Source organism: Candidatus Eremiobacteraceae bacterium, from assembly GCA_035710745.1.
Classification (GTDB): domain Bacteria; phylum Vulcanimicrobiota; class Vulcanimicrobiia; order Eremiobacterales; family Eremiobacteraceae; genus JANWLL01.
Map to the genome: position 1 here is coordinate 1 of DASTCX010000034.1, position 20,571 is coordinate 20,571.

General features: G+C 65.6%; 15 protein-coding genes. 10 read left to right on the forward strand and 5 right to left on the reverse strand.

Annotated features, from left to right (window positions below; genetic code table 11):
- Positions 1–143 precede the first annotated feature (143 nt).
- A complete protein-coding gene (locus tag VFO25_12180; GenBank protein HET9343661.1) occupies positions 144–1,691 on the reverse strand; it encodes a gamma-glutamyltransferase family protein in 1,548 nt (515 codons plus the stop codon).
- Positions 1,692–1,755: 64 nt separating this feature from the next.
- Positions 1,756–2,397 carry a hypothetical protein gene (locus tag VFO25_12185; GenBank protein ID HET9343662.1) on the reverse strand — a complete coding sequence of 214 codons (642 nt, stop codon included), beginning with the start codon at positions 2,395–2,397 and terminating at the stop codon, positions 1,756–1,758.
- Between the two features lie 161 nt (positions 2,398–2,558).
- Between VFO25_12185 and VFO25_12190 the strand changes: the two genes are divergently transcribed.
- Complete coding sequence (locus VFO25_12190) at positions 2,559–3,314, forward strand: hypothetical protein (GenBank protein ID HET9343663.1); 756 nt, start codon at positions 2,559–2,561, stop codon at positions 3,312–3,314.
- Here VFO25_12190 and VFO25_12195 read toward each other — a convergent pair.
- The gene (locus VFO25_12195; GenBank protein ID HET9343664.1) at positions 3,253–5,439 is read right to left on the reverse strand and encodes a phosphodiester glycosidase family protein; all 2,187 of its coding nucleotides are present in this window, start codon (positions 5,437–5,439) and stop codon (positions 3,253–3,255) included. The genes VFO25_12190 and VFO25_12195 overlap by 62 nt on opposite strands.
- A gap of 31 nt (positions 5,440–5,470) precedes the next feature.
- Here VFO25_12195 and VFO25_12200 point away from each other — a divergent pair, with 31 nt between their 5' ends.
- From VFO25_12200 to VFO25_12240, 9 genes are all read left to right on the forward strand, one after another.
- Entirely contained in the window at positions 5,471–6,328 is an 858-nt protein-coding gene (locus VFO25_12200; GenBank protein ID HET9343665.1) for a hypothetical protein, read from the forward strand.
- On the forward strand, positions 6,328–7,155 hold the full coding sequence (locus tag VFO25_12205) for a serine hydrolase (GenBank protein HET9343666.1): 828 nt from the start codon (positions 6,328–6,330) through the stop codon (positions 7,153–7,155). The genes VFO25_12200 and VFO25_12205 overlap by 1 nt, the downstream gene beginning before the upstream one ends.
- A gap of 109 nt (positions 7,156–7,264) precedes the next feature.
- On the forward strand, positions 7,265–11,209 hold the full coding sequence (locus VFO25_12210) for a multifunctional oxoglutarate decarboxylase/oxoglutarate dehydrogenase thiamine pyrophosphate-binding subunit/dihydrolipoyllysine-residue succinyltransferase subunit (protein ID HET9343667.1): 3,945 nt from the start codon (positions 7,265–7,267) through the stop codon (positions 11,207–11,209).
- A complete protein-coding gene (lpdA, locus tag VFO25_12215) occupies positions 11,206–12,576 on the forward strand; it encodes a dihydrolipoyl dehydrogenase (protein ID HET9343668.1) in 1,371 nt (456 codons plus the stop codon). Before VFO25_12210 ends, lpdA begins: the two co-directional genes overlap by 4 nt.
- Before the next feature lie 171 nt (positions 12,577–12,747).
- Complete coding sequence (locus VFO25_12220; GenBank protein HET9343669.1) at positions 12,748–13,710, forward strand: NHL repeat-containing protein; 963 nt, start codon at positions 12,748–12,750, stop codon at positions 13,708–13,710.
- A gap of 206 nt (positions 13,711–13,916) precedes the next feature.
- Positions 13,917–14,114, forward strand: a complete 198-nt coding sequence (locus VFO25_12225; protein HET9343670.1) for a DUF3311 domain-containing protein — start codon at positions 13,917–13,919, stop codon at positions 14,112–14,114.
- Positions 14,111–15,601 (forward strand): sodium:solute symporter family protein, encoded by a 1,491-nt coding sequence (locus VFO25_12230; GenBank protein HET9343671.1) that lies wholly within the window; start codon positions 14,111–14,113, stop codon positions 15,599–15,601. Before VFO25_12225 ends, VFO25_12230 begins: the two co-directional genes overlap by 4 nt.
- A gap of 12 nt (positions 15,602–15,613) precedes the next feature.
- Complete coding sequence (locus VFO25_12235; protein ID HET9343672.1) at positions 15,614–16,096, forward strand: hypothetical protein; 483 nt, start codon at positions 15,614–15,616, stop codon at positions 16,094–16,096.
- 8 nt (positions 16,097–16,104) lie between these two features.
- A complete protein-coding gene (locus tag VFO25_12240; protein HET9343673.1) occupies positions 16,105–16,629 on the forward strand; it encodes a hypothetical protein in 525 nt (174 codons plus the stop codon).
- A gap of 7 nt (positions 16,630–16,636) precedes the next feature.
- Here the strand turns inward: VFO25_12240 and VFO25_12245 are convergent, their stop codons facing one another.
- Both VFO25_12245 and clpB read right to left on the reverse strand, forming a co-directional pair.
- Positions 16,637–17,866: a class I SAM-dependent rRNA methyltransferase gene (locus VFO25_12245; GenBank protein HET9343674.1), complete on the reverse strand. Its 1,230-nt coding sequence runs from the start codon at positions 17,864–17,866 to the stop codon at positions 16,637–16,639.
- Entirely contained in the window at positions 17,863–20,496 is a 2,634-nt protein-coding gene (clpB, locus tag VFO25_12250) for an ATP-dependent chaperone ClpB (protein ID HET9343675.1), read from the reverse strand. The genes VFO25_12245 and clpB overlap by 4 nt, the downstream gene beginning before the upstream one ends.
- Between the last annotated feature and the right edge of the window lie 75 nt (positions 20,497–20,571).

The window sequence follows — 20,571 nt, forward strand, 5'->3', positions numbered from 1 at the left end:
CGACCCACGGCTGCTGGATGCCTAAAATCGTCGCTTGAAAATCTCGATCACGCATGCCTCGGGGTACAACGAAGCGGCTCGGGGATACTTCTCCCGAGCCACCACAATTCCCGAAGACCCGATAAATCTCGACCGCTCCCTAGCTATCCCGCGAGGGCGAGGCCGTCGCTTCGAGGATCGGTTCCGGCGAGGATCATGCCGCGGCTGCGATCGATGACGATCGCGCCGGCATGGCCCAGCGCTTCATCCCAATCGTCGGTGACGCCGACGCGATGACCGCGCGCGCGAAGACCCTCGATGCAGGCAGCGCCGGCCCGGCGCTCGATCACGAGCGCGGGATCGGTGCCGCTCGACCAGCGCCAGCGCGGACGCTCGATCGCGGCTTGCGGCTCCATGCCGCGTTCGCCGATGCGTATCGAAAGCGACAGACCGGTTTGCGGCTGTGCATCGCCGCCCATCGAACCGTAGACGACGTGTGGCATGCCGTCCTGCAGCAACATGTTCGCGATGAGCGTGTGGAACGGACGGCGTCCGGGTGCAAGCGAACGCGGCCGGCCCTCGTCGAGCGTGAACCAACAGCCGCGATTGTGCAACGCGATCCCCAGCTCGGGTACGACGACGCACGATCCGAAGTGCTGATAGATCGACTGGATGACCGACACGGCGTCGCCGCGCGCGTCGACGCATGCGAAGTAGGTCGTGCCGCCGAGATCGGCGACGCCGCTCGGCAGATGGTCGGCCGCACGGTCCGGATCTATCCGCGATGCGAGCTCTCGGATGCGGTCGCGCGCGAGGAGACGTTCGATCGGCGCCGGGCGGTAACTCGGATCGCACACGTGCGCGTCGCGGTCGGCATACGCGAAGCGCGTCGCCTCGACCGCCGCGTGGACGAATGAAGCGGAAACGTCATCGACCGAAGACGCTCCGGGGAACGCTTCATAGATCGACTGCGCGATGAGCAGCGCGAGGCCTTGGCTCGGCGGTGCGGTCGTCAGCGAATCGTATCCGAAGAAGCCGGTCCGTATAGGCTCGACCCAGGCGCCGCGATGCGCGGCGAGATCCGGTGCGCGCAGCGGACTGCCGATGCGCGCGCAGTAGCCCTCAATCGCCGCGGCGGCCTCACCTTCATAGAACCAATGCCGGCCGCGCGATCCGATATTCTCGAGCGTCCGCGCGAGCGCAGGCTGCACGAGCAACGCAGTCGCGGATCTGCCTGAACCGTATACCGCACGCGCGCCTTCATCGCCATCGAGAAGTTCGCGTTCCTCGAACAGCGCTCGCGCCACACTGCGTGCGACCGGCGCACCGTCGCGCGCGAGCCGGACGCCCGATGCTACGAGACGTGACATCTCCATGGAGCCGAAGCGTTCGCGCAGCGCGAACCACGCGTCGACGGCGCCAGGAACGGTGAGCGCCGCCGCCGGTCCTCGCTCGGGTATCGCCGCAAAACCCGATCGCTCGTAGAATTCGTGTGTCGCCAGAGCGCCCGCGGCGCCCGACCCGTCGTAGGCGTAGACACGGCTCGACGCTGCGTCGAAATACAACGCGAAAAGATCCCCGCCGATCCCTGTCATGTGCGGATAGACGACGCTCAGCGTCGAGCCGACCGCGACGGCGGCATCGGCGGCCGTGCCGCCGGCGTCAAGCACCGACGCGCCGGCGCTCGTCGCGGCGGCGTGCGGTGACGTCACGGTCCAATTCGTTCCCGCGGCCGAAGGCCGCGAGCCATCGGGGTAAAGCCGATGAGATGGCTGCTCAGGCACCTGGAAGCACGATCGTGGAGGTCGCGGGTGGTCGAGCGGCTTCCTCGTCGATCGCCTTCGGACTCGCTCTCAAAAAATCGACGAGACTGACGATGCGCTGCGTGCGCACGTAGTCGAGATGACGACGGCGCATCGCGTCGGCGACATCCGATGGCGACCTGCCCGGGAATCCGATCGGTCGCCCCGCGCAGATGAAAAGACCGCCGACCGCAAGCGGTCGCAGCGCGGCAGCTTCGCGAGGCGCCGGCCTCCATTCGACTTGGACGTCGAAGACGTCGAACGGTGCCGCGCTTTCATCGAGGATGTCGATGCACGTCGTGAATCCGCCGGACCACTCGTCGGTCCGCACGAGCGAGCGCGGCGCATCGACCCAAGCGGAGAGCATCTCTTGCGCGACCGGATCGAGTCCGGACGCGACCTCGACGGCGAATTGCTCGACGGTGCGCCGCCCGAAATGTCGAGGCCGGTAGTCGAACATGAGAAAATCGACGACCCGCGCCCCTTGCGCTTTATCGAGCCGGCCCTTCCAAAACGGGAACTCGTCTCGCGCGACCGTCTCGAGGCCGCCTTCCGCAGCCGATTCCGCGAAGCGAGCGAGGCGCGTCAAGAGCGGCAGGGCCGTCGATTCGAGCAAGACGGCGAATTTCCGGCGCTCGGTCTCGTGCGGCAGGCAGCAGCGCTTGTACTTGCGTCCACTCCCACAAGGACATAAGTCGTTTCGGCCGGGCCGTTCCATCGCGGTCGTGTTGCGCGTCGCGCCAGGCGAATTCCCGCAGATGTCGATATTGTCTCTATATGCTTCTGACGGCCTGCGCTATTGCGCTCGTCCTTGACCTTCACGCCGGCTCTCGTGTCGTCGAGCGATCGCATTACGACGATCATGTCAACTGGGTACTGCCGCCCGACAAACTCGAGTCGTTCCGGCGCGGCGGCGTCGTCATCGACGAAGACAAGCGCACGACGCTCGTCGCCGAGACGACCGTGACGCAGGCGCCGCATCATCTCATGAATCTTCGGGGCTCGCTGCAAGAGACGGCGACCGACGTGCCGCGCCATCGCACGACGAATGAGGTCGATCAGATCTCGACGACGGTGACGCCGCGCAACACGGCGGTGCCTGCGAGCGTCCTCGATATCGAAGAGGCTGGGATGGTCGACCTTCCGTCCGGTCGCGTATGCGTCGGCCAGACGTGGCGCACGCGGCTGCCCGTCATCACGACGCTCGGCAGCGGCACGGCGACCATCGATCACACGGTCGTCAAGGTCGACGGCCGTTTCGTCGACGTCGCGATCAAAGGCTCGGGCGTCATCAGCGGCATGGAGTACAACTTGCCGCGGCTTCTGCCGGGTGCGATCGGGATCTCTGGTACGGCGCGCTACGACCGGACCGCTGGAACGATGACGAGCGAGTGGTACACCGTCCACAATCGACTCATCCGAACGGTCCGGGATAAGACGATCGGATTTCTCGAGACGGAGACCGTCGCGATCAAGACGACGGTGACGGCGCCGGCGACGGACTCGGCGCCGCGGCCGGACCCGCCTCGATAGCCGCGAAGTTCCTGAACCAAAGATCGCCCGCTTCGAGCGCGTCGGCGCGCGTCTCGACCGCATAGAAGCGCGTCCAGACGATGGGCCAGCGCGCGGTCGCGGGCACGTCGACGCGGATCGTCTTCCATCCGCTCCAGTCGACGCGTCGCGCGAGCGTCAGCGAATCGACGATGCCATCCGCGTTTCGATAGCCGCCGCGCAACCACTCGCCCTCGGCGTCGCCGTACACGTCGACGGAGAACGCGAGCGGTTGACCCGGTACCGGCAGCACGGCATTCGCATAGGCCGCTCTCGTCGCGCCGCCTTGCGTGAATACGTACGTGAGATGCAGCCCTGAAGATCGATCCGGGGCAAACGCACGATCGACGCCTCCGCCGACGCTTTGCGGGCTCGACGAGAACTGCCACGCGATCGGCGACTTCGGATCGATGAGCGCGTCGAGCATGACGGAATGCTCGCCGACGAGCAGGGGCAACGTCGCACCGGTCGCCCCGACGCGTGCCGTCACGCTCGCGACGCCCGCCGCGGCGCCGCCGGTGAACGTGCCGTCAGCGGCGACTTTGCCGTCGCCCGACGATGTCCACGAAATCGCATTCGGGTCGACGGCGACAGTCCGGCCATCCTTGAGCGTCGCGACGACAGAAAGGCGTACCGCAGAGCCGGCTTCGACCACGCGGTCGTACCCGGTTATCGCGACGGCGTCGGGCGCCGCGACCACGTCGATCGGCTGCTGCGACGACGCTATGGTCCCTATACGCGCGCTCACCTCGACACGCCCCGGCGCTATCGCGCTGAGCATCCCGTCGGCATCGACCGTCGCGATCGCGGGCGTGTCCGACGTAAAGCTCGCAGACCTCTCCGGCACGGCGACGGGTTGCAGTCCCGCGTCGACGGCGGCAGCGGACAACCGCAGGTGACTGCCCGAAAGCACCGCGCTCCGGGCGCCGTCCGTGCGGACGAGCGCTTGGGCCACAGGTCCGGGCGTTGCGGTATTGATGACGAGCAGCGCGTCGGCGATCAATCGCTCGCGCCCGTCGGACGGCACGTTCGCGACCGACGACACCGTGTCGCCGAGGTGGCGTATCGCCATCTCGGTCGAGCCGCCGCTGTCGAATGCCATGGCGTCGCTTGCGCCGAGCGCTGCGAGCAACGCTCCGAGCATCGGTCGCGTTATACCGATCGATCTCGCCGGAGCCCGGCCGTCGACTGCGACGAGGCGCAGCGTCGATCCGTCGGCCGACACGCCCGCGCCGGTGACCGGGTAGCGGACGTTCGCTTCTTGCGGGGCCGGCGCGGACGCGTCGACCACGGCCGAACCGCCGCGCAGCAAGAGCGGGCCGCCCCCGACAGCCGACACGATCGACGAAGGCGTCGTGGCAAACGCAAGCGAGACGGAATCGCCCGGCGCGAACGGTGACAACCGTCCTACCTGTTCGGCGCCGCGCGCGACAAGACCGAACTGTCCTTGCGACAGCGGCAACAGGTGCGACGCGCCGAAGACGGCGGCGACGACCTTGTACGACGACGGTCCATTCGGCGCCAACACGATCTCGACATCGGAACCCGCGTCAGCCCCGAATTCCGGCGTGATGAGCGACAGACCATCGTTGACGCCCCAATCGTTGACGGCGTTCACGGTCAGCGATGAGCCCGCGGCGTCGGTGAGCGTCGCTTGCAGCGTCACCGCCCCAAGAGTCACTCGCCCATCCTGACCGACGACGAGTGCCGCGGCACCATCCGGCTGGTGCAAGAAGCGGCCGCCGGTCGCGAGGACGTTGAGCGGCGCCCCCGAGCCGCCGATGTCGAAATAGTCGGCGTTGATCGCGGCTTCGGCGCGTGCGCGATCCGTCATCGACGTCAGCGCCTCGTCGGCGCCGGCGATGACGTCGTGGTGCGTCGCTACGACGAGCGCCACGTGCGGGTCGCGAAGATCGACCGTTGTGAGGTAGACGACGATCGGACCGGCCGCCGTCGTCAACGCCCACCGTTCGTACGTCACGCCCGGCCCGAGCGGCTCCGACGTGTCTGAGACGACCGTGACGGCGGGCCAACCCGCAGGTTGTGGAAACGCGGCACCTGCGAGCATGACCGAAGCGGCTAACAGGAGAACGAACGGCGTGCGCATCGATGCGCCGATTTCTCGTCAGGAACACCCGATGCCTTATATCCGACACGCACCGCCGCTTTTGTGCGCGCTTATCGCATGCGCTGCCGCCGCACGGGCGGCCGCTCCCTCGCCTTCGCCGGTTCCCTCTTCTTCTTCCGCGCCGGCGCCGGGCCTCGCAGCGGCGACGACGCTCGCGTGGCGCGTCGACCCGTCGACGCACTACACTGAAGAAGTGCACATGACGCACGTCATCGCGAACGACTTGGCCGGCATCTACAAGAAGCTCGCCGGCTCGAAGGCCGATCCCGTCACCATACTCGAGGACCGCACGACCGACTTCAACGCCGGTCAGGGCGGCGGCGTCGACGGATCGACGGTCGACGTCCGGCACTACGGCGGCCTCCAGAGCAAGGACACGTCGATCATGAAGCGCGCGAGCACATATAAAGGAACGATCGCGCCGAACGGTCGACGTACGCCGGCCGACGAGCCGCTCTACGACGCCGGCGCAGGCGCTCTGTGCGAGTTCCCTTCAACGCCGGTCGCTGTCGGACAGTCGTGGACACTCACGCGAAGCATCCTCGTCGATCGCGATCTCGGTCACGGCTCGATGACGTACACCGACACGCTCGAGAAGGTCGATGTCCGCCAGGGTCATCGGATCGCCGTCATCGCTGTCAAGGGCGCCGGCAGGGTCGACGTGGCGCCCGACCTCGCTGCAAAAGGTTTCAAGACCGCTGACATGGCGTTGACCGGCACGGCGGAATTCGACATGACGACCGGTCTCCCGGGCGTCCAGCACTACACCGCGCACGTCCAGTGGAATACGAAAGTGCTGTGGGTCCATCTCGGCCTCGTCTTCGACGACACCTTCGACGCCGTCGCTTGGACGGCGAAGAAATCGTGATGTCTGAGAAGCGACCGCAGGTGGTCCACGACGCAGAGCTCGAGCGCGCGATTCTCGACGCGCTCGAAGAGTCCGCGCTCGCGAAAGTCGGGTACGCGTACGTGGCGGATCTTGATGCCATGCGTTTTGGCGCGTATCGCGCCGACGAGGTCATCTATCCCGCGAGCGTCATCAAAGTGCCGATCATGGCAGAGGCGTTCCGCCAAGCCGAGGCCGGCGAGCTTCGCCTTGACGACGTCGTCACCGTCACACAATCGAATCAGACGACGACCTGGGGGCAGTCGCCGTTTCCTGCGGGCGCGAACGCGACGGTGGGCGGCCTCGTCGAGCGCATGATCACGCACTCCGACAACGTAGCGACGAACCAGCTCTTCGACGTGCTGCGCCGCGAACGCGTCACGGCGTACATGCACGAGCTCGGCTTGCCGACGTTTTTTCTCGGACGAAAGCTGTCGGGATCGGAACCGCTGATCGTCGACAGTGAGATGACCGGCCGCAATCGCCTGCCGCCGCGCGAGATCGGCGCCTTGTTGACGCTCATCGCTACCGATGCCGTACCCGCTTCCGCGCGGCAGCGCGAGATATTGCGCCGCTGCGTGCACAACGACAAACTCGTGCCGGCCTTGCACGAGGGAGATGTCTTCATGCACAAGACCGGCGAGACGTCGGATCTTTCGCACGACGCCGGCATCCTCAAGACCGCGCAAGGCAAGACCTACGTCGTCGTCCTCTACACGACGCCGGAACCGAAAGGCGACGACTCGGACGCCGATCACGTCAACCCGCAGATGACGGCGTGGATGCGTTCGCTGCGCGCGCGTCTGTAGACGTCGCTCGTGCGTTAAGTAGCCGCGCGTCGTCCCCCAGCCAGGGCGGTCAGTGCCGAGCGCGGAAGCCATCGAGCCGCACGATTTCGTGCGTCATCGAGGTTCGCGCGTGCCCGACAGTACAGTACAGGTCGTCCTTCCCGAGATGGGTGAGTCCGTCAGCGAAGGTTCGGTGACGGGCTGGCGCAAGGCCGTGGGCGATCGCATCGCCGAGGGCGAGCCGCTCGTCGACGTCACGACCGATAAGGTCGACGTCGAGGTTCCCGCACCCGCATCGGGCACGCTCGCGCGGATCGTCGTCGCCGACGGAGCGACGGTGCCGGTCGGGGCGCTTCTCGCCGAAATCGATACGTCGAGCGCCGGAAACGCAGCCGACGTGCACAAGCCGCCGTCGGCCGCGCCGGCTGCGGCCCCAACAGCGCCCGCCGCTCAATCCGAGCGTGCCGCGGAGGCGATCGTCGTTCCGGAAAGCGCCTCACCGCTCGCCAAGCGGCTCGCATACGTCAAGGGTGTCGATGTGAGCGGTGCGACCGGTACGGGTCCAGGCGGTGCGCTCAGGCGAGACGACGTCGCGACCGCCGCTGATGGTCGCGCGACGGCGCCGATCCCACCCGCACCTGCCGACGCGACGCTGACGCCGCTCAAAGGCCCCGCCGCATCGCTCGCATCGTACATGGAGCAGAGCCTCTCCATTCCGACGGCGACGAGCTTCCGCTCGTTCGCGGTCGACGTGATGGACGCTCGCCGGCGCGAGCTCAACTCGGCGCTCGCCGCGCAGCGAAGAGCCGAGAAGATATCGTTCACGCACCTCATCGCGTTCGCGATCGTCAAGGCTGCCGGCGACGTGCCGTCGATGGCGACGTCGTTCCGTCGCGGCGAAGCCGGTCCCGAGCGCGTGACGCGCGGCGTCCACCTCGGCATCGCCGTCGACATGCAACGCAAAGATGGCAGCCGCTTTCTCATCGTACCGGTCATCCACGACGCTGCGGCGCTCGATTTCAAGACCTTCCACGCGACGTACGAAACGCTCGTCGCCAAAGCGCGCACGAACACGCTGACGCCGCCCGAGGTCGCCGGCGCGACCATGACGCTCACGAATCCGGGCGGTATCGGAACCGTCGCGTCGGTGCCGCGGTTGATGCCGGGGCAAGGCACAATCGTCGCCGCGGGAGCGATCGGATATCCGCCGGGTCTCGGCGGCGCTCCCGAAGCGACGCTCAAGAGCATCGGCGTCGCCAAAGTGATGACCTTGACGAGCACGTACGATCACCGCGTCATCCAAGGCGCGGAGAGCGGCGAGTTCCTGCGACGCATCGAGCAGCTCCTCGCAGGCGGCGGCGATTTCTACGACACCGTCTTCCGCGATCTCGGTTTGAGTTCGCCGATGGCGCTCGCCACCGCGACGCCGGCCGCCGACGCACGCAAGAGCGCGACATCCGTCGCCGACTTCGATCTCATGCGCGCCGCCGCAGCCGGTGCGTCGCTCGTGTCGCGCTATCGCAACCACGGACACATCATCGCACGACTCGACCCGCTCGATGTCCGTCATCCGACGGATCCCGCGCTCGACCCCGCGACGCTCGATCTCACGCCGGAACTCATGAAGGCGGTACCGGCGGGTGCGCTGCGCGTCTACACGCCCGGCAACAACCTCGCCGAGGTCCTCGAACGGCTGCGATCGATCTACTGCTCGACGATCGCCTATGAGATCGAGCACATCACGGAGCACGCGCAGCGCTCGTGGCTCCGCAAACAGATAGAATCCGGCGCGCATCTTGCGCCGGTGTCGAAGGAGCACCGCCTGCGGCTCGTCGAGCGGCTCAGCCGCGTCGAAGCGTTCGAGCGTTACCTCCGCAAGGCGTTCCTCGGGCAGAAGACTTTTTCTATCGAAGGCCTCGATGCGATGGTCCCGATGCTCGAGGAGTTGCTCGATCTGCTCGGCGCCGATGGCGTCGGTGAAGTCGACATCGGCATGGCACATCGCGGCCGGCTATCGGTCATCACGCATGTCGTCGACCGCCCATACGAAGAGGTGCTGCTCGAGTTCGAGCAGGCCGAAGCGCGAGGCGTCCAAGGCGAAGGCGACGTCACCGGCGACGTCAAGTACCATAAGGGTGCGTCGGGGACGTATCGCTCGGCCGACGGCAAGCAGATCCTCGTAACGCTCGCGAACAATCCGAGCCATCTCGAAGCGGTCGACGGCGTCGTCGAGGGCAAGACGCGTGCGGCGCAGACCGATCGCTCGAAGAACATCGCGACGCTCGATACGCATCGGGCGGTCGCCGTGCTCGTCCATGGCGATGCCGCGTTCTCCGCACAAGGAACGGTCGCCGAGACCCTCAACCTTTCGGCGCTCGCAGGCTATACGACGGGCGGCACGATCCACATCATCGCGAACAACCAGATCGGTTTCACCACGACGCCCGAAGAAGGGCGCTCGACGCGCTACGCGAGCGATCTAGCGAAGGGCTTCGAGGTGCCGGTCGTCCACGTCAACGCGGACGACATCGAGGCATGCATCGCCGCGATCCGCCTCGCAGTCGGGTATCGCGAGGAATTCGGTCGGGACGTCGTCATCGATCTCATCGGCTACCGCCGCTTCGGCCACAACGAAGCGGACGAGCCGGCGTACACGCAGCCTCAGATGTACGAGACGATCGCTAAACACCCGACGGTCCGCGAGATCTTCGCCCGACAGCTCGTCGCGGAAGGCGCGGTGACCGAGGCCGAGGTGCAGCAGCGCCTTGATGCCGCGACCGAACGCGTCGCGCAGGCGCATCGCAACGCCAAGGCGCAGGCGAACGACACGAGCCGCTCGCAGCCGGTGACGAAGGCGCCGAACGGCGCCGCTGCCGCTGCCGCGCCGGATACGCGACTGAGCGCGGATGCGCTGAAGACGCTCGACGCAGGTTTGCTCGCCGTTCCCGACGGCTTCACGATCCATCCGAAACTCGCGCGTCAGATGGAGCGGCGAAAGAAATCGCTGACGGCCGGCGGTGAGATCGATTGGGCACACGCCGAAGCGCTCGCTTTCGCATCGCTCGTCACGGGCGGCACGGCGGTGAGGCTCACCGGTCAAGATACCGAGCGAGGCACGTTCTCGCATCGCCACCTCGTCTTCCACGACGCACGCAACGGCGACGCGTGGACGCCGCTGCAGCACCTGGGGGGCGCCAAGGCGTCGTTCGAGATCTTCAACAGCCCGCTGTCCGAGTACGCCTGCGTCGCCTTCGAGTACGGCTACAGCGCCGCGGCGTCGGACGCGCTCGTCGCATGGGAAGCGCAGTTCGGCGATTTCGCGAACGGCGCGCAGATCATCATCGATCAGTTCATCAGCGGCGGCTTTGCGAAGTGGGGTGCGACGTCGCGTCTGACGCTGCTGCTTCCACACGGCTACGAAGGTGCGGGACCCGAGCATTCGAGCGCGAGGCTCGAGCGCTTCCTCCAGCTGGCAGCCGAGGGCAACTTCCGCGTCGCGTATACGTCGACTCCGGCGCAATACTTCCATCTCTTGCGCGATCAAGCGCTCGCCTCGCGCGCGCGTCCGCTCGTCGTCATGACGCCGAAGAGCTTGCTTCGGCTCAAGGCCGCCGCATCGAGCATCGGCGATCTGACCGACCGCGGCTTCGCGACGGTCATCGACGACCCGTCGGTCGCCGATCGCAAGAAGATCGAACGCGTCGCCCTATGCACCGGCAAGATCTACTACGACCTCACGACGAGCGCGGCACGCGCAGCCGCGAAGGATCTCGCGATCGTGCGCGTCGAGCTGCTCGAGCCGTTCCCGCTTGAAGACGTGCTCGCGGCGATCACCGCGTATCCGAACGTCCGTCGCGTCAGTTGGGTCCAAGAAGAGCCGCGCAACATGGGCGCGCGCGCCTTCGTGTCGCGCCGCGTTCGCGAGCCGCTGACGCGCAAAGGCATCGCTTTCGATTACATCGGGCGGCCGGATCGCGCGAGCCCGTCCGAAGGCTATCCCGGTGCGCACGCAGCCGAACAGGAACGCATCGTCGCACAGGCTCTGACGTCGAAGGCGCTCGAGGAAGCGCGGTGAGCGCACGAGTCATCGTGCTCGGCGGCGGCCCTGCCGGCGACGTCGCCGCGCTGCGCGCCGCGCAGCTCGGCGCTCAAGTGACGATGATCGAGCGCGCGGAACTCGGCGGCACCTGCCTCAATTGGGGCTGCATCCCTACCAAGGCACTGCTCTCGTCCGCCGACGTGCTACGCAAGGTCCGCAAGGCCGCAGAATTCGGCATCATCGTCGGTGAACCGAAGGTCGATTTCGCGCGCATGATGGCTCGCAAAGACGAGATCGTGCTCAAGCAGCGCCGCGGCGTCGAAGCGGCTTGCAAACGCAAGAAGGTGACGGTCGTGCGCGGACACGGTATCGTCGAGGGCGATGCGGTCGCTGTGGACGGCGTGCCGCATCCCTACGATTTCCTCATCGTCGCGGTCGGCACGCAGCCGGCCGGACTGCCCGGCATCGACATGGACCACGCGACGGTCCTCACCTCGGATGACGTGCTTCTCCTCGAGCGTGTGCCGAAAAAGCTCATCATCCTCGGCGGCGGCGTCATCGGGTGCGAGTTCGCCAGCTTGTTCGCGGCGCTCGGCACGGAAATCGCGATCATCGAGCTTCTGCCGCGGATCCTTGCTCCTGTCGATGCGAAATCGACGGCGTACTTCCAGCGTCTGCTCGAAGCCGAAGGCGTGCGAGTCCACGCCGGGCGGCGGCTCGCGGCGGTCAAGGAATATCGCAAAGATGGAATTACCGTCTCGCTCGACGACGGCACCGAGCTCGACGGCGATGCGCTCCTCGTCTCGATCGGCCGTAAGGCGCAGACGCGCGGCATCGGGCTCGAAGACGCCGGTGTCGTCATCGACGAGCGCGGGCACATAGTCGTCGACGAATATCTGCGCAGTGCGAACCCGAAGATCTACGGGATCGGCGATTGCATCGGCGGCTTGCAGCTCGCTCACAAGGGCTCGGCTGAAGGCCATCGCGCCGCTGAGAACGCGCTCGGGCATCACGTCATGCCGATGGACCGGACGGTCGTGCCTTCGTGCATATACACGCATCCTGAGATCGCCATGGTCGGCCTCAACGCCGACACCGCGAAAGAAGCCGGCTTCGAGACGAAGATCGGGCAAGCGCGATTCGTCGGCGACGCCAAAGCGCTCGCCGAAGGCGAGCCCGACGGCTTCGCGCAGATCATTTCCGACGCGAAGACCGGCCGCATTCTCGGCGCGACCATCATCGGCGTCCACGCCGTCGAGATCATCCACGAGATCGGCGTCGCGATGTCGGACGCTTTGACGATAGACGAGCTTGGCTCGATCATCCACGCGCATCCGACCGTGAGCGAAATGGTCATGGACGCGGCGCAACAGGGCGCCGGCGTCGCCCCATACCTTTCTTAACCGTCTGACAAGCGTCGAATGCGCAATAGGCCCACGTTTAACACGGGCCTACAGCAACGCGTGACTTCGCTCACAGTCGCGGCGGTTCTGAGGTCGCTACGTGTCGCGTGGCCGATATCACCTTCATATGCGTTTCACCAAACCTTCCACCCACATGAGAGGGCTTCGTACATGAGAGTCAATTCAAAGTCGCTGCTGTTCGTCGTCGTGCTCGCCACGCTCGCGACGTCGGGCTGCTCGGCTGTCTCAAACCTGCTGTCGCTGCCGATCGGCCAAGCGGTCAAGCAGACGATCTACGTCGGCAACTGCGGCAACTCTTCGATCACCGAATACCCCGCGACGGCGACCGGCAACGTGTCGCCGACGGTCACGATCTCCGGCTCGAACACGACGCTCGGCTGCCCATACGGCGTCGCGGTCGACAAGAGCGGCAACATCTACGTCGCCGACCTCTCTCAAGGCACGGTGTCGATCTTCAGCGCCACCGCTTCTGGGAACGTCGCGCCCACGCGTCAGATCACCGGCATCAACGAGCCGCTCGGCGTCGCCATCGACAAGAACGGTTTGATCTACGTGGCGACGATCGCAAGCGCCACGGTCCTCGTCTTCGCGGCGAATGCGAGCGGCGCCGCATCGCCTGCGAGCACCATCGATCTCTCAGGCCAGGGCTTCACGCGCACGTGCTACCTGACATTCGACAAAACAGGCAACTTGTGGGTTTCCGACGAGAGCGCAAATCACGTCGCAGAGTACGCACCTGGTGCGAGCGGCGCGGCGACGCCGATGCGTAACATCAGCGGCGGCAACTCGCAGCTCTCCGGCGCGTACGGAGTCGCGGTAGACGGACACGGTAATCTGTACGTCGGCAACTACGGCAACCCGTCGGTGAACGTGTATGGGACGTCGGCGACCGGCAACGTCGCGCCGAACCGCGAGATCATCGGAGCCGCGACGACATTCTCATCGCCGTACATCCCGGTCATCCGAGCCGACGGCGTCCTGCTCGTCGACGACAGCGGCGCCAACTCGGTCGACGTCTTTTCGAAGACGGCGAACGGCAACGTCGCACCGGCCGGTGCGATCTCCGGCGCCAGCACCGGGCTCAGCGAGCCTTGGGGAATGGCGATCCACTAGACCAGGGTTGAAACCTCGGCTGCGAGCAGCCGCGGTGGACGACAAGCAAAGCCGCGGTCCCCACACGCGGCTTTGCGTTTTTCTGGCTGAATAAGTGTAGCGGTCGCGCGATTGCAGAGTCGTCTCCGGTCGAGCTGAAGCTCGACCGCTACAAGCGATTAGCGGATGCAGGTCAGGTCCCGCCACAGCGCCTAAAACACCCGCTCATGTCACGAAGGACGCGACTGCCGCTTGTAGTCGCGGCGATACCCGCAATCGCGCTGACCTTCGCGGTGCCGTTCGTCAATCGAGACGACCCGCACGTCTTCGGTTTGCCGTTCATCTTCGCGTGGATCATCGCGTGGATCGTCGTGACGCCGCCGATCATGTGGGTCGTCCACCGCTTCATCGAGGGCAGACGTTGAGCGCGCCGGTCATCGCTCTCGGCGTCGCAGCGACGATCATCGCGTGCGCGATCGTCGTCGGTCTGCTCGGCGGCCGGCACAAGCTGTCGAACCCAGGCGAATTCCTCGTCGCCGGCCGCTCGCTCGGCGCGCTTTTGCTTTGGATCTTGCTCGCGGGCGAGATCTACACCGCGTTCACGTTCCTCGGCGCCGCCGGCTGGGCATACGGCAGGGGCGCGCCCGTCTACTACATCCTGTGCTACGGACCCGTCGCGTACGTCATCGGCTACTTCGTCATGCCGCTCGCATGGAAGGTAGGAAACCGGTATGGCATGCTGACGATCGGCGATTTCTTCGCCACGCGCTACACGAGCACGGCGCTCGGCGCGATCGTCGCGGTCGTCGGGTTCGTCTTCCTCATCCCCTACATAGCGCTCCAACTGTCCGGCCTTCAGACGCTTCTGAGCATCGCCGGGTACGGCACGATCAATGCACAGCTCGCGGTCGTCATCGCGGTGCTCGTCATCGCGCTCTTCGTCTTCTCGACCGGTCTACGGGGCGCGGCATGGACCGCGATCGTCAAGGACGCGGTCGTCCTCGCCGGCGTCATCTTCGCCGGCGTCGTGCTTCCGATCCATTTCTTTGGTTCACCCGCCGCCCTCATCGCGCGAGTCGAGGCGATCAAACCGCAATGGCTCACACTGTCGACGAGCGATCCGACCTACAACCTCACGTGGTTCGTCTCGACCGTCGTCCTCAACGGCGTCGCCTTCTTCCTATTCCCCCAAAGCCTCATGTCCGTGTACTCGGCGAAGAGCGCCGGGTCGCTGCGCCGCAACTACGTGTGGCTGCCGTTCTATAACGTCATGCTGGCGCTCATGGTGTTCGCAGGCCTCACGGCGCTCATCGTCAGGCCCGGCTTGAGCGGACCGGATGTCGACCAATCGTTCGTATCGGTCGTCGCGACGTTCTACCCGCCGTGGGTGCTCGGCGCGATCGCCGGCGCTGGCTCGCTCGCCGCGCTCGTGCCGGTCTCGGTCCAACTGCTCGGCGCGAGCGGGCTCTTCGTGAAGAACGTCATCGAAGATGCGTTTTCGTGGCGAGGATCGGAAGGGCAGCGAACGCTCGTCGTCCGCATCCTCGTCCTCGCGCTCGCGGCGGGCGCACTCGTGCTATGGGTATTCCTCAAGACGACGCTCGTCGAGTTGCTGCTCCTCGCGTACAACGGCATGGCGCAATTCGTGCCCGGCTTCGCGGCCGCATTCTGGTGGCGGCGCGCAAGCGCGGTGGGTGTAGCGGCCGGAATCGCTGCCGGCATCGCCATCTGCATCTACGGTGTCGTCGCAAAGGTGTCGGCCATCCTCGGCGTTAACATCGGCCTCGTCGCGCTTGCAGTCAACGCAATCGTCATGTACGTTTTCAGCGTCGTCACGACCGCGCCGCGGGCCGAGCTGGTGGACGCCTTCCGGTCCATCGCGTTCGCCGACGACGACGCGACCCCGATGTGAGGAGCAACGACAATGCGAAAGTTCTTCTGCGCGATCTTCCTGATGGCGGCCGTTGCCGGCTGCACGAGCCACAAAGTCGTCGAAGGAAACGGCACGACGGTCACGACCAATGGTACCGGGGACAACCAGACGGTGACGGTGCAAGCGAGCGGCGGCACGATCACAGCGGGTAAGAACGCGGTCGATCCGGCAAAGCTCGGTTTCCCGATCTACCCGGGCGCGACCACTGACTCGGGCGGTGCCGTGTCCGGCTCGAACGCGCAGGAAAGCGGTGCGGTCGTCTCGCTCAAGACGTCGGACGCGTTCGACAAAGTCTACGCTTGGTATAAGGCGCACATGCCGGCCGACGCACAAACGATGGAGAGCACATCGGGAGGGACATCCGTCGGATCGTTCGTCGAAGGGAAGTCGACCGATAAAGAACAGAAGAGCGTGACGATCACGAGTTCGTCGGAAGGGACGACCATCACGCTCGTGAGCGCGACGAAGAACTGACCGGCATCGTGTCGGTCGAAGCGTGGAACGCGGTCGCTTCGGTCGGCACGTTCCTCGTCATCTTCGCGACGGCGATCATCGCGCTCGGTCAGCTGCGCCACATCCGGCTCGCGAATCAACTCTCGGGTCTACGGAGCACGTTCGACATGCTCCAAGACCCGTCGGTGCGCGAGCTCGTCAACTTCGTCCGCCACAACCTTGCGGAGCGGATGAAGGATGCGACATTTCGTTCGGGCTTGCTCGAGATCCCGATCGACCGCCGCGCCCACCCCGAGCTCTACTTGTGCGACATGTACAATCACGTCGGATCGTTCGTCCGCAGCGGGCTCATCGACGAGGATATCTACCTGCAGACGGATTGGTACAACGTCAGCCTCTATTGGGGATTGCTCAAAGAGACGATCGCCCTGGGCCGCAAGAACCGGCCGTACATCTTCGAGAACTTCGAATGGCTCGCGTCGCGCGCGGCCCGCTGGCAGTCCGCGCACCCGCACGGCGATTACCCGGCCGACGAGCCGCGAATGATCGACTAGAGAGTCGCTAGAGCGCGCGCACGATCAGGCACTTGAGGTAGGACGTCTCGGGTGCGTCGAGCAGCACCGGATGGTCCGGCGGTTGCGTCCGCTCTTCAAGCAATTGGAGATCCCGCCCGGCATCGTCGCCCGCCGCTTTGACGATGCCGACGAAATCATCGAGGCCGATCGGGCGAGAGCACGAGCATGTGACGAGAATGCCTCCCGGCTCGAGCGTCCGAATGGCACGGAGATTGATCTCCTTGTAGCCACGCAGTGCGGAATCGATCGTCGACTTTCCGCGCGCGAATGCCGGCGGATCGAGGATGACCATCCCGAAGCGTTGCCCGGAGTCGTCGGCGTGCCGGAGCCAGTCGAAGCAGTTCGCCTCGACGACGTCGGCTTCGGCGAAGCCGTTGAGCGTCATGTTACGCAGCGCGAGCGCGCACGCCGGCGCCGAAATGTCGACGCTCGTCACCGCGGCCCCTCCTGCAAGAGCGGCGTGGACGCTGAAACCGCCGGAGTACGAGAAACAGTTGACGACGCGCCGGTTCTTGGCGTAGGCAGCCGCCGCGCGACGGTTCACTCGCTGGTCGAGGAACAACCCGGTCTTCTGCCCGTGCGCGATGTCGACGAGCAATCGCGCGTCGCCCTCGCGTATCTCGACGGTCTCGGGCGGCTCGCCGCCGGCAAGTGGACCGGCTTTCGGTTCGAGCCCCTCGAGCGAACGCTCCGGTACATCGCTTCGTTCGAATATCCCGGTCGGCGAACAGGCGGAAACGAGCGACTCGACGATCGCGGTGCGCATCACATCAGCGCCGAGCGTCGACAACTGGATGGAGAGCCAGCCGGCGTAGCGATCGACGACGACGCCGGGAAGGCCATCGCCTTCGGCATTGACGAGACGCACGCCATCGCCGGACGCAAGTGCACCGCGACGCGCGACCGACGCAGCGATCGCCCGTTTCCACCACGCGGCGTCGACCGGCTCGTCGACGCGGTAGAGCAAGCGCAGGACGATCTTCGATCGGCGGTTGCAGTACGCCATCGCGAAGAACTTGCGGCGATGATCGAGGACTCGGACCGGCTGGCCGTCTTGGATCTCGTCCGGAAGCGACGCGATTTCGCCTTCGAATACCCAAGGATGGCGCGCGCGCTCGGGGCGGCGCGGCTTTAAGATCGCGGCAGGGCCGGCCGCGGCTACGTTGGTCGCTGCCCTGCTCGGCTCCGCCGCCTTCTTCTTGCTTGCAGTCGTCAACGCGCCGTCCGGGCGCGCTTCACCTCGCCGTCGACCTTCTTCGCATCGGCCTTGCGGAAGGCGAGCTCGCCGCGATCGACATCCGCGATTATCCGATCGCCATCGGTGAATTCGCCGCCGAGGATGCGCAATGCGAGCGGATCCACGATCTCCTTCTGCAACGCTCGCTTGAGCGGTCGCGCTCCGTACACCGGATCGTAGCCTTTGTGCGCGAGCAGCGCCTTCGCCTGATCGGTCAGCTCGAGTGTTATACCGCGTTCCGACATGCGTTTGGTCAGGCCGCGCAACTGGATATCGACGATGTGCTTGGTGTCCTCGAGCGTGAGGTTGCGGAAGATGATGATCTCGTCGAGCCGGTTGAGGAACTCGGGCCGGAAGTGCGTCTGCATCGCTTCCATGACGCGCGAGCGGATCGCCTGTTCGTCGCCCGCGAACTCGGTGATGACCGACGAGCCGATATTGCTCGTCATGATGAGGACGGTGTTCTTGAAGTCGACGATGCGGCCTTGGCCATCGGTGAGCCGGCCGTCGTCGAGTATCTGGAGCATGACGTTGAAGACGTCCGGATGCGCTTTTTCGATCTCGTCGAAAAGCACGACCGAGTACGGCCGGCGTCGTACGGCTTCGGTCAGTTGGCCGCCTTCTTCGTACCCGACGTAGCCGGGCGGCGCTCCGATCATGCGCGCGACGGCGTGCTTCTCCATGTATTCGGACATGTCGATGCGGATCATCGCGCGCTCGTCGTCGAAGAGGAACGCCGCGAGGGCGCGCGCGAGCTCGGTCTTGCCGACGCCCGTCGGACCGAGGAAGACGAACGAGCCGAGCGGCCGGTTCGGATCTTGCAGTCCGGCACGTGCGCGACGCACGGCTGCCGCGACCGCCTTCACCGCCTCATTTTGGCCGACGACACGTTCGTGCAGCCTGTCCTCCATCTTGAGGAGCTTCTCGACGTCGCCTTCCAAGAGTTTCGTCACCGGAATGCCGGTCCAGCGCGCGACGATCTCGGCGATGTCGTGCTCGTCGACTTCCTCTTTGAACATCTTGCCGGCTTTGTCGTCGGCAGAGAGGCGCGATTCGATCTCCGCCATCTGTTTCTGGAGCCCCGGGATGACGCCATACTCGAGCTCCGAAGCGCGTGCGTAGTCAACGCTGTCCTTGGCTCGCTGGAGATCGGCCTTGGCGTTCTCGAGCTTCGCCTTGATGGCGCTCACCTCGCCGATGGCGCTCTTCTCCGCCTGCCACCGGGCGCGCAACTGATCCGCTTGTTCTTTGAGATCGGCGAGCTCTTTCTCGAGATCGGCCAATCGCCGCTTCGACGCGCCGTCCGTCTCCTTCTGGAGCGCGACTCGCTCGATCTCGAGCTGCATGCGGCGCCGCTCGACCTCGTCGAGCTCGACCGGCATCGAGTCCATCTCCATGCGCAGCTTGCTCGCCGCTTCGTCGACGAGATCGATCGCCTTATCAGGCAAGAAGCGATCGGCGATGTAGCGGTTCGAAAGGACGGCCGCGGCGACGAGCGCCGAGTCCTTGATCTTCACCCGATGGTGGACTTCATAACGTTCGCGAAGCCCACGCAATATCGAGATCGTGTCCTCGACGCTCGGCTCGCCCACCATGACGACCTGGAAACGCCGCTCGAGCGCTGCGTCCTTCTCGATATACTTGCGGTATTCGTCGAGCGTCGTCGCACCGATCGTGTGCAGCTCGCCTCTCGCGAGCATCGGCTTGAGCATGTTCGACGCGTCCATCGCACCTTCAGCGGCGCCGGCGCCGACGACGGTGTGGAGCTCGTCGATGAAGAGGATGATCTCGCCCTGGCTTTGCGCAATCTCTTTGAGGACGGCCTTGAGCCGGTCTTCGAACTCGCCGCGGTATTTCGCGCCGGCGATCAGCGAACCGAGATCGAGCGCGATGATGCGCCTGTCGCGCAGCCCTTCAGGCACGTCGCCGCGAACGATGCGAAGTGCGAGGCCCTCGACGATCGCGGTCTTGCCGACGCCCGGCTCGCCGATGAGTACCGGATTGTTCTTCGTGCGCCGCGATAGCACTTGGATGACCCGGCGGATCTCGTCATCTCGCCCGATGACCGGATCGACCTTGTTCTGGCGAGCGAGCTGGGTGAGATCGCGACCGTACCGCTCGAGCGCCTGGTACTTGCCTTCCGGATTTTGATCGGTGATGCGCTGGCTGCCGCGGACGGTCGCAAGCGCTTTGAGGATTGAGTCCTTCGTCGCGCCGACATTCTTGAGGAGCGCGGCCGCCTCCGACTTGCCTTTCGTATCGGCGATGGCGAGCAGCAGATGCTCGGTCGAGATATAGTCGTCTTTGAACGTGATCGCTTCGTCGCCGGCGCGCGTAAGAACGTCGTTCAGTTCCCGGCCGATGCGCGGCTCGCCGCCGCCGTAGACCTTCGGGCGTGCGTCGATCGCCGCCTGAAGCTGGTTCGTGAGCGACGCTACGTTGACGCCCATCTGTCGCAGGACGACCGCGGGGACGCCCTCGTCATCCGATATCAGCGCGAGCAGCAGGTGCTCGGAATCGATCTCGGGTGCGCCGTGGTCCTGTGCGATCTTTTGCGCGCCGATGACCGCCGCTTGCGCCCTTTCGGTGAGCTTGTTGAAATCCGCCATGAGGAGTCACGTGTTCGACCTGGGCCGCCTCGTCCTCTCCACCAAGAAAAGGGAGCGGTCGAGATTTATCTCGAC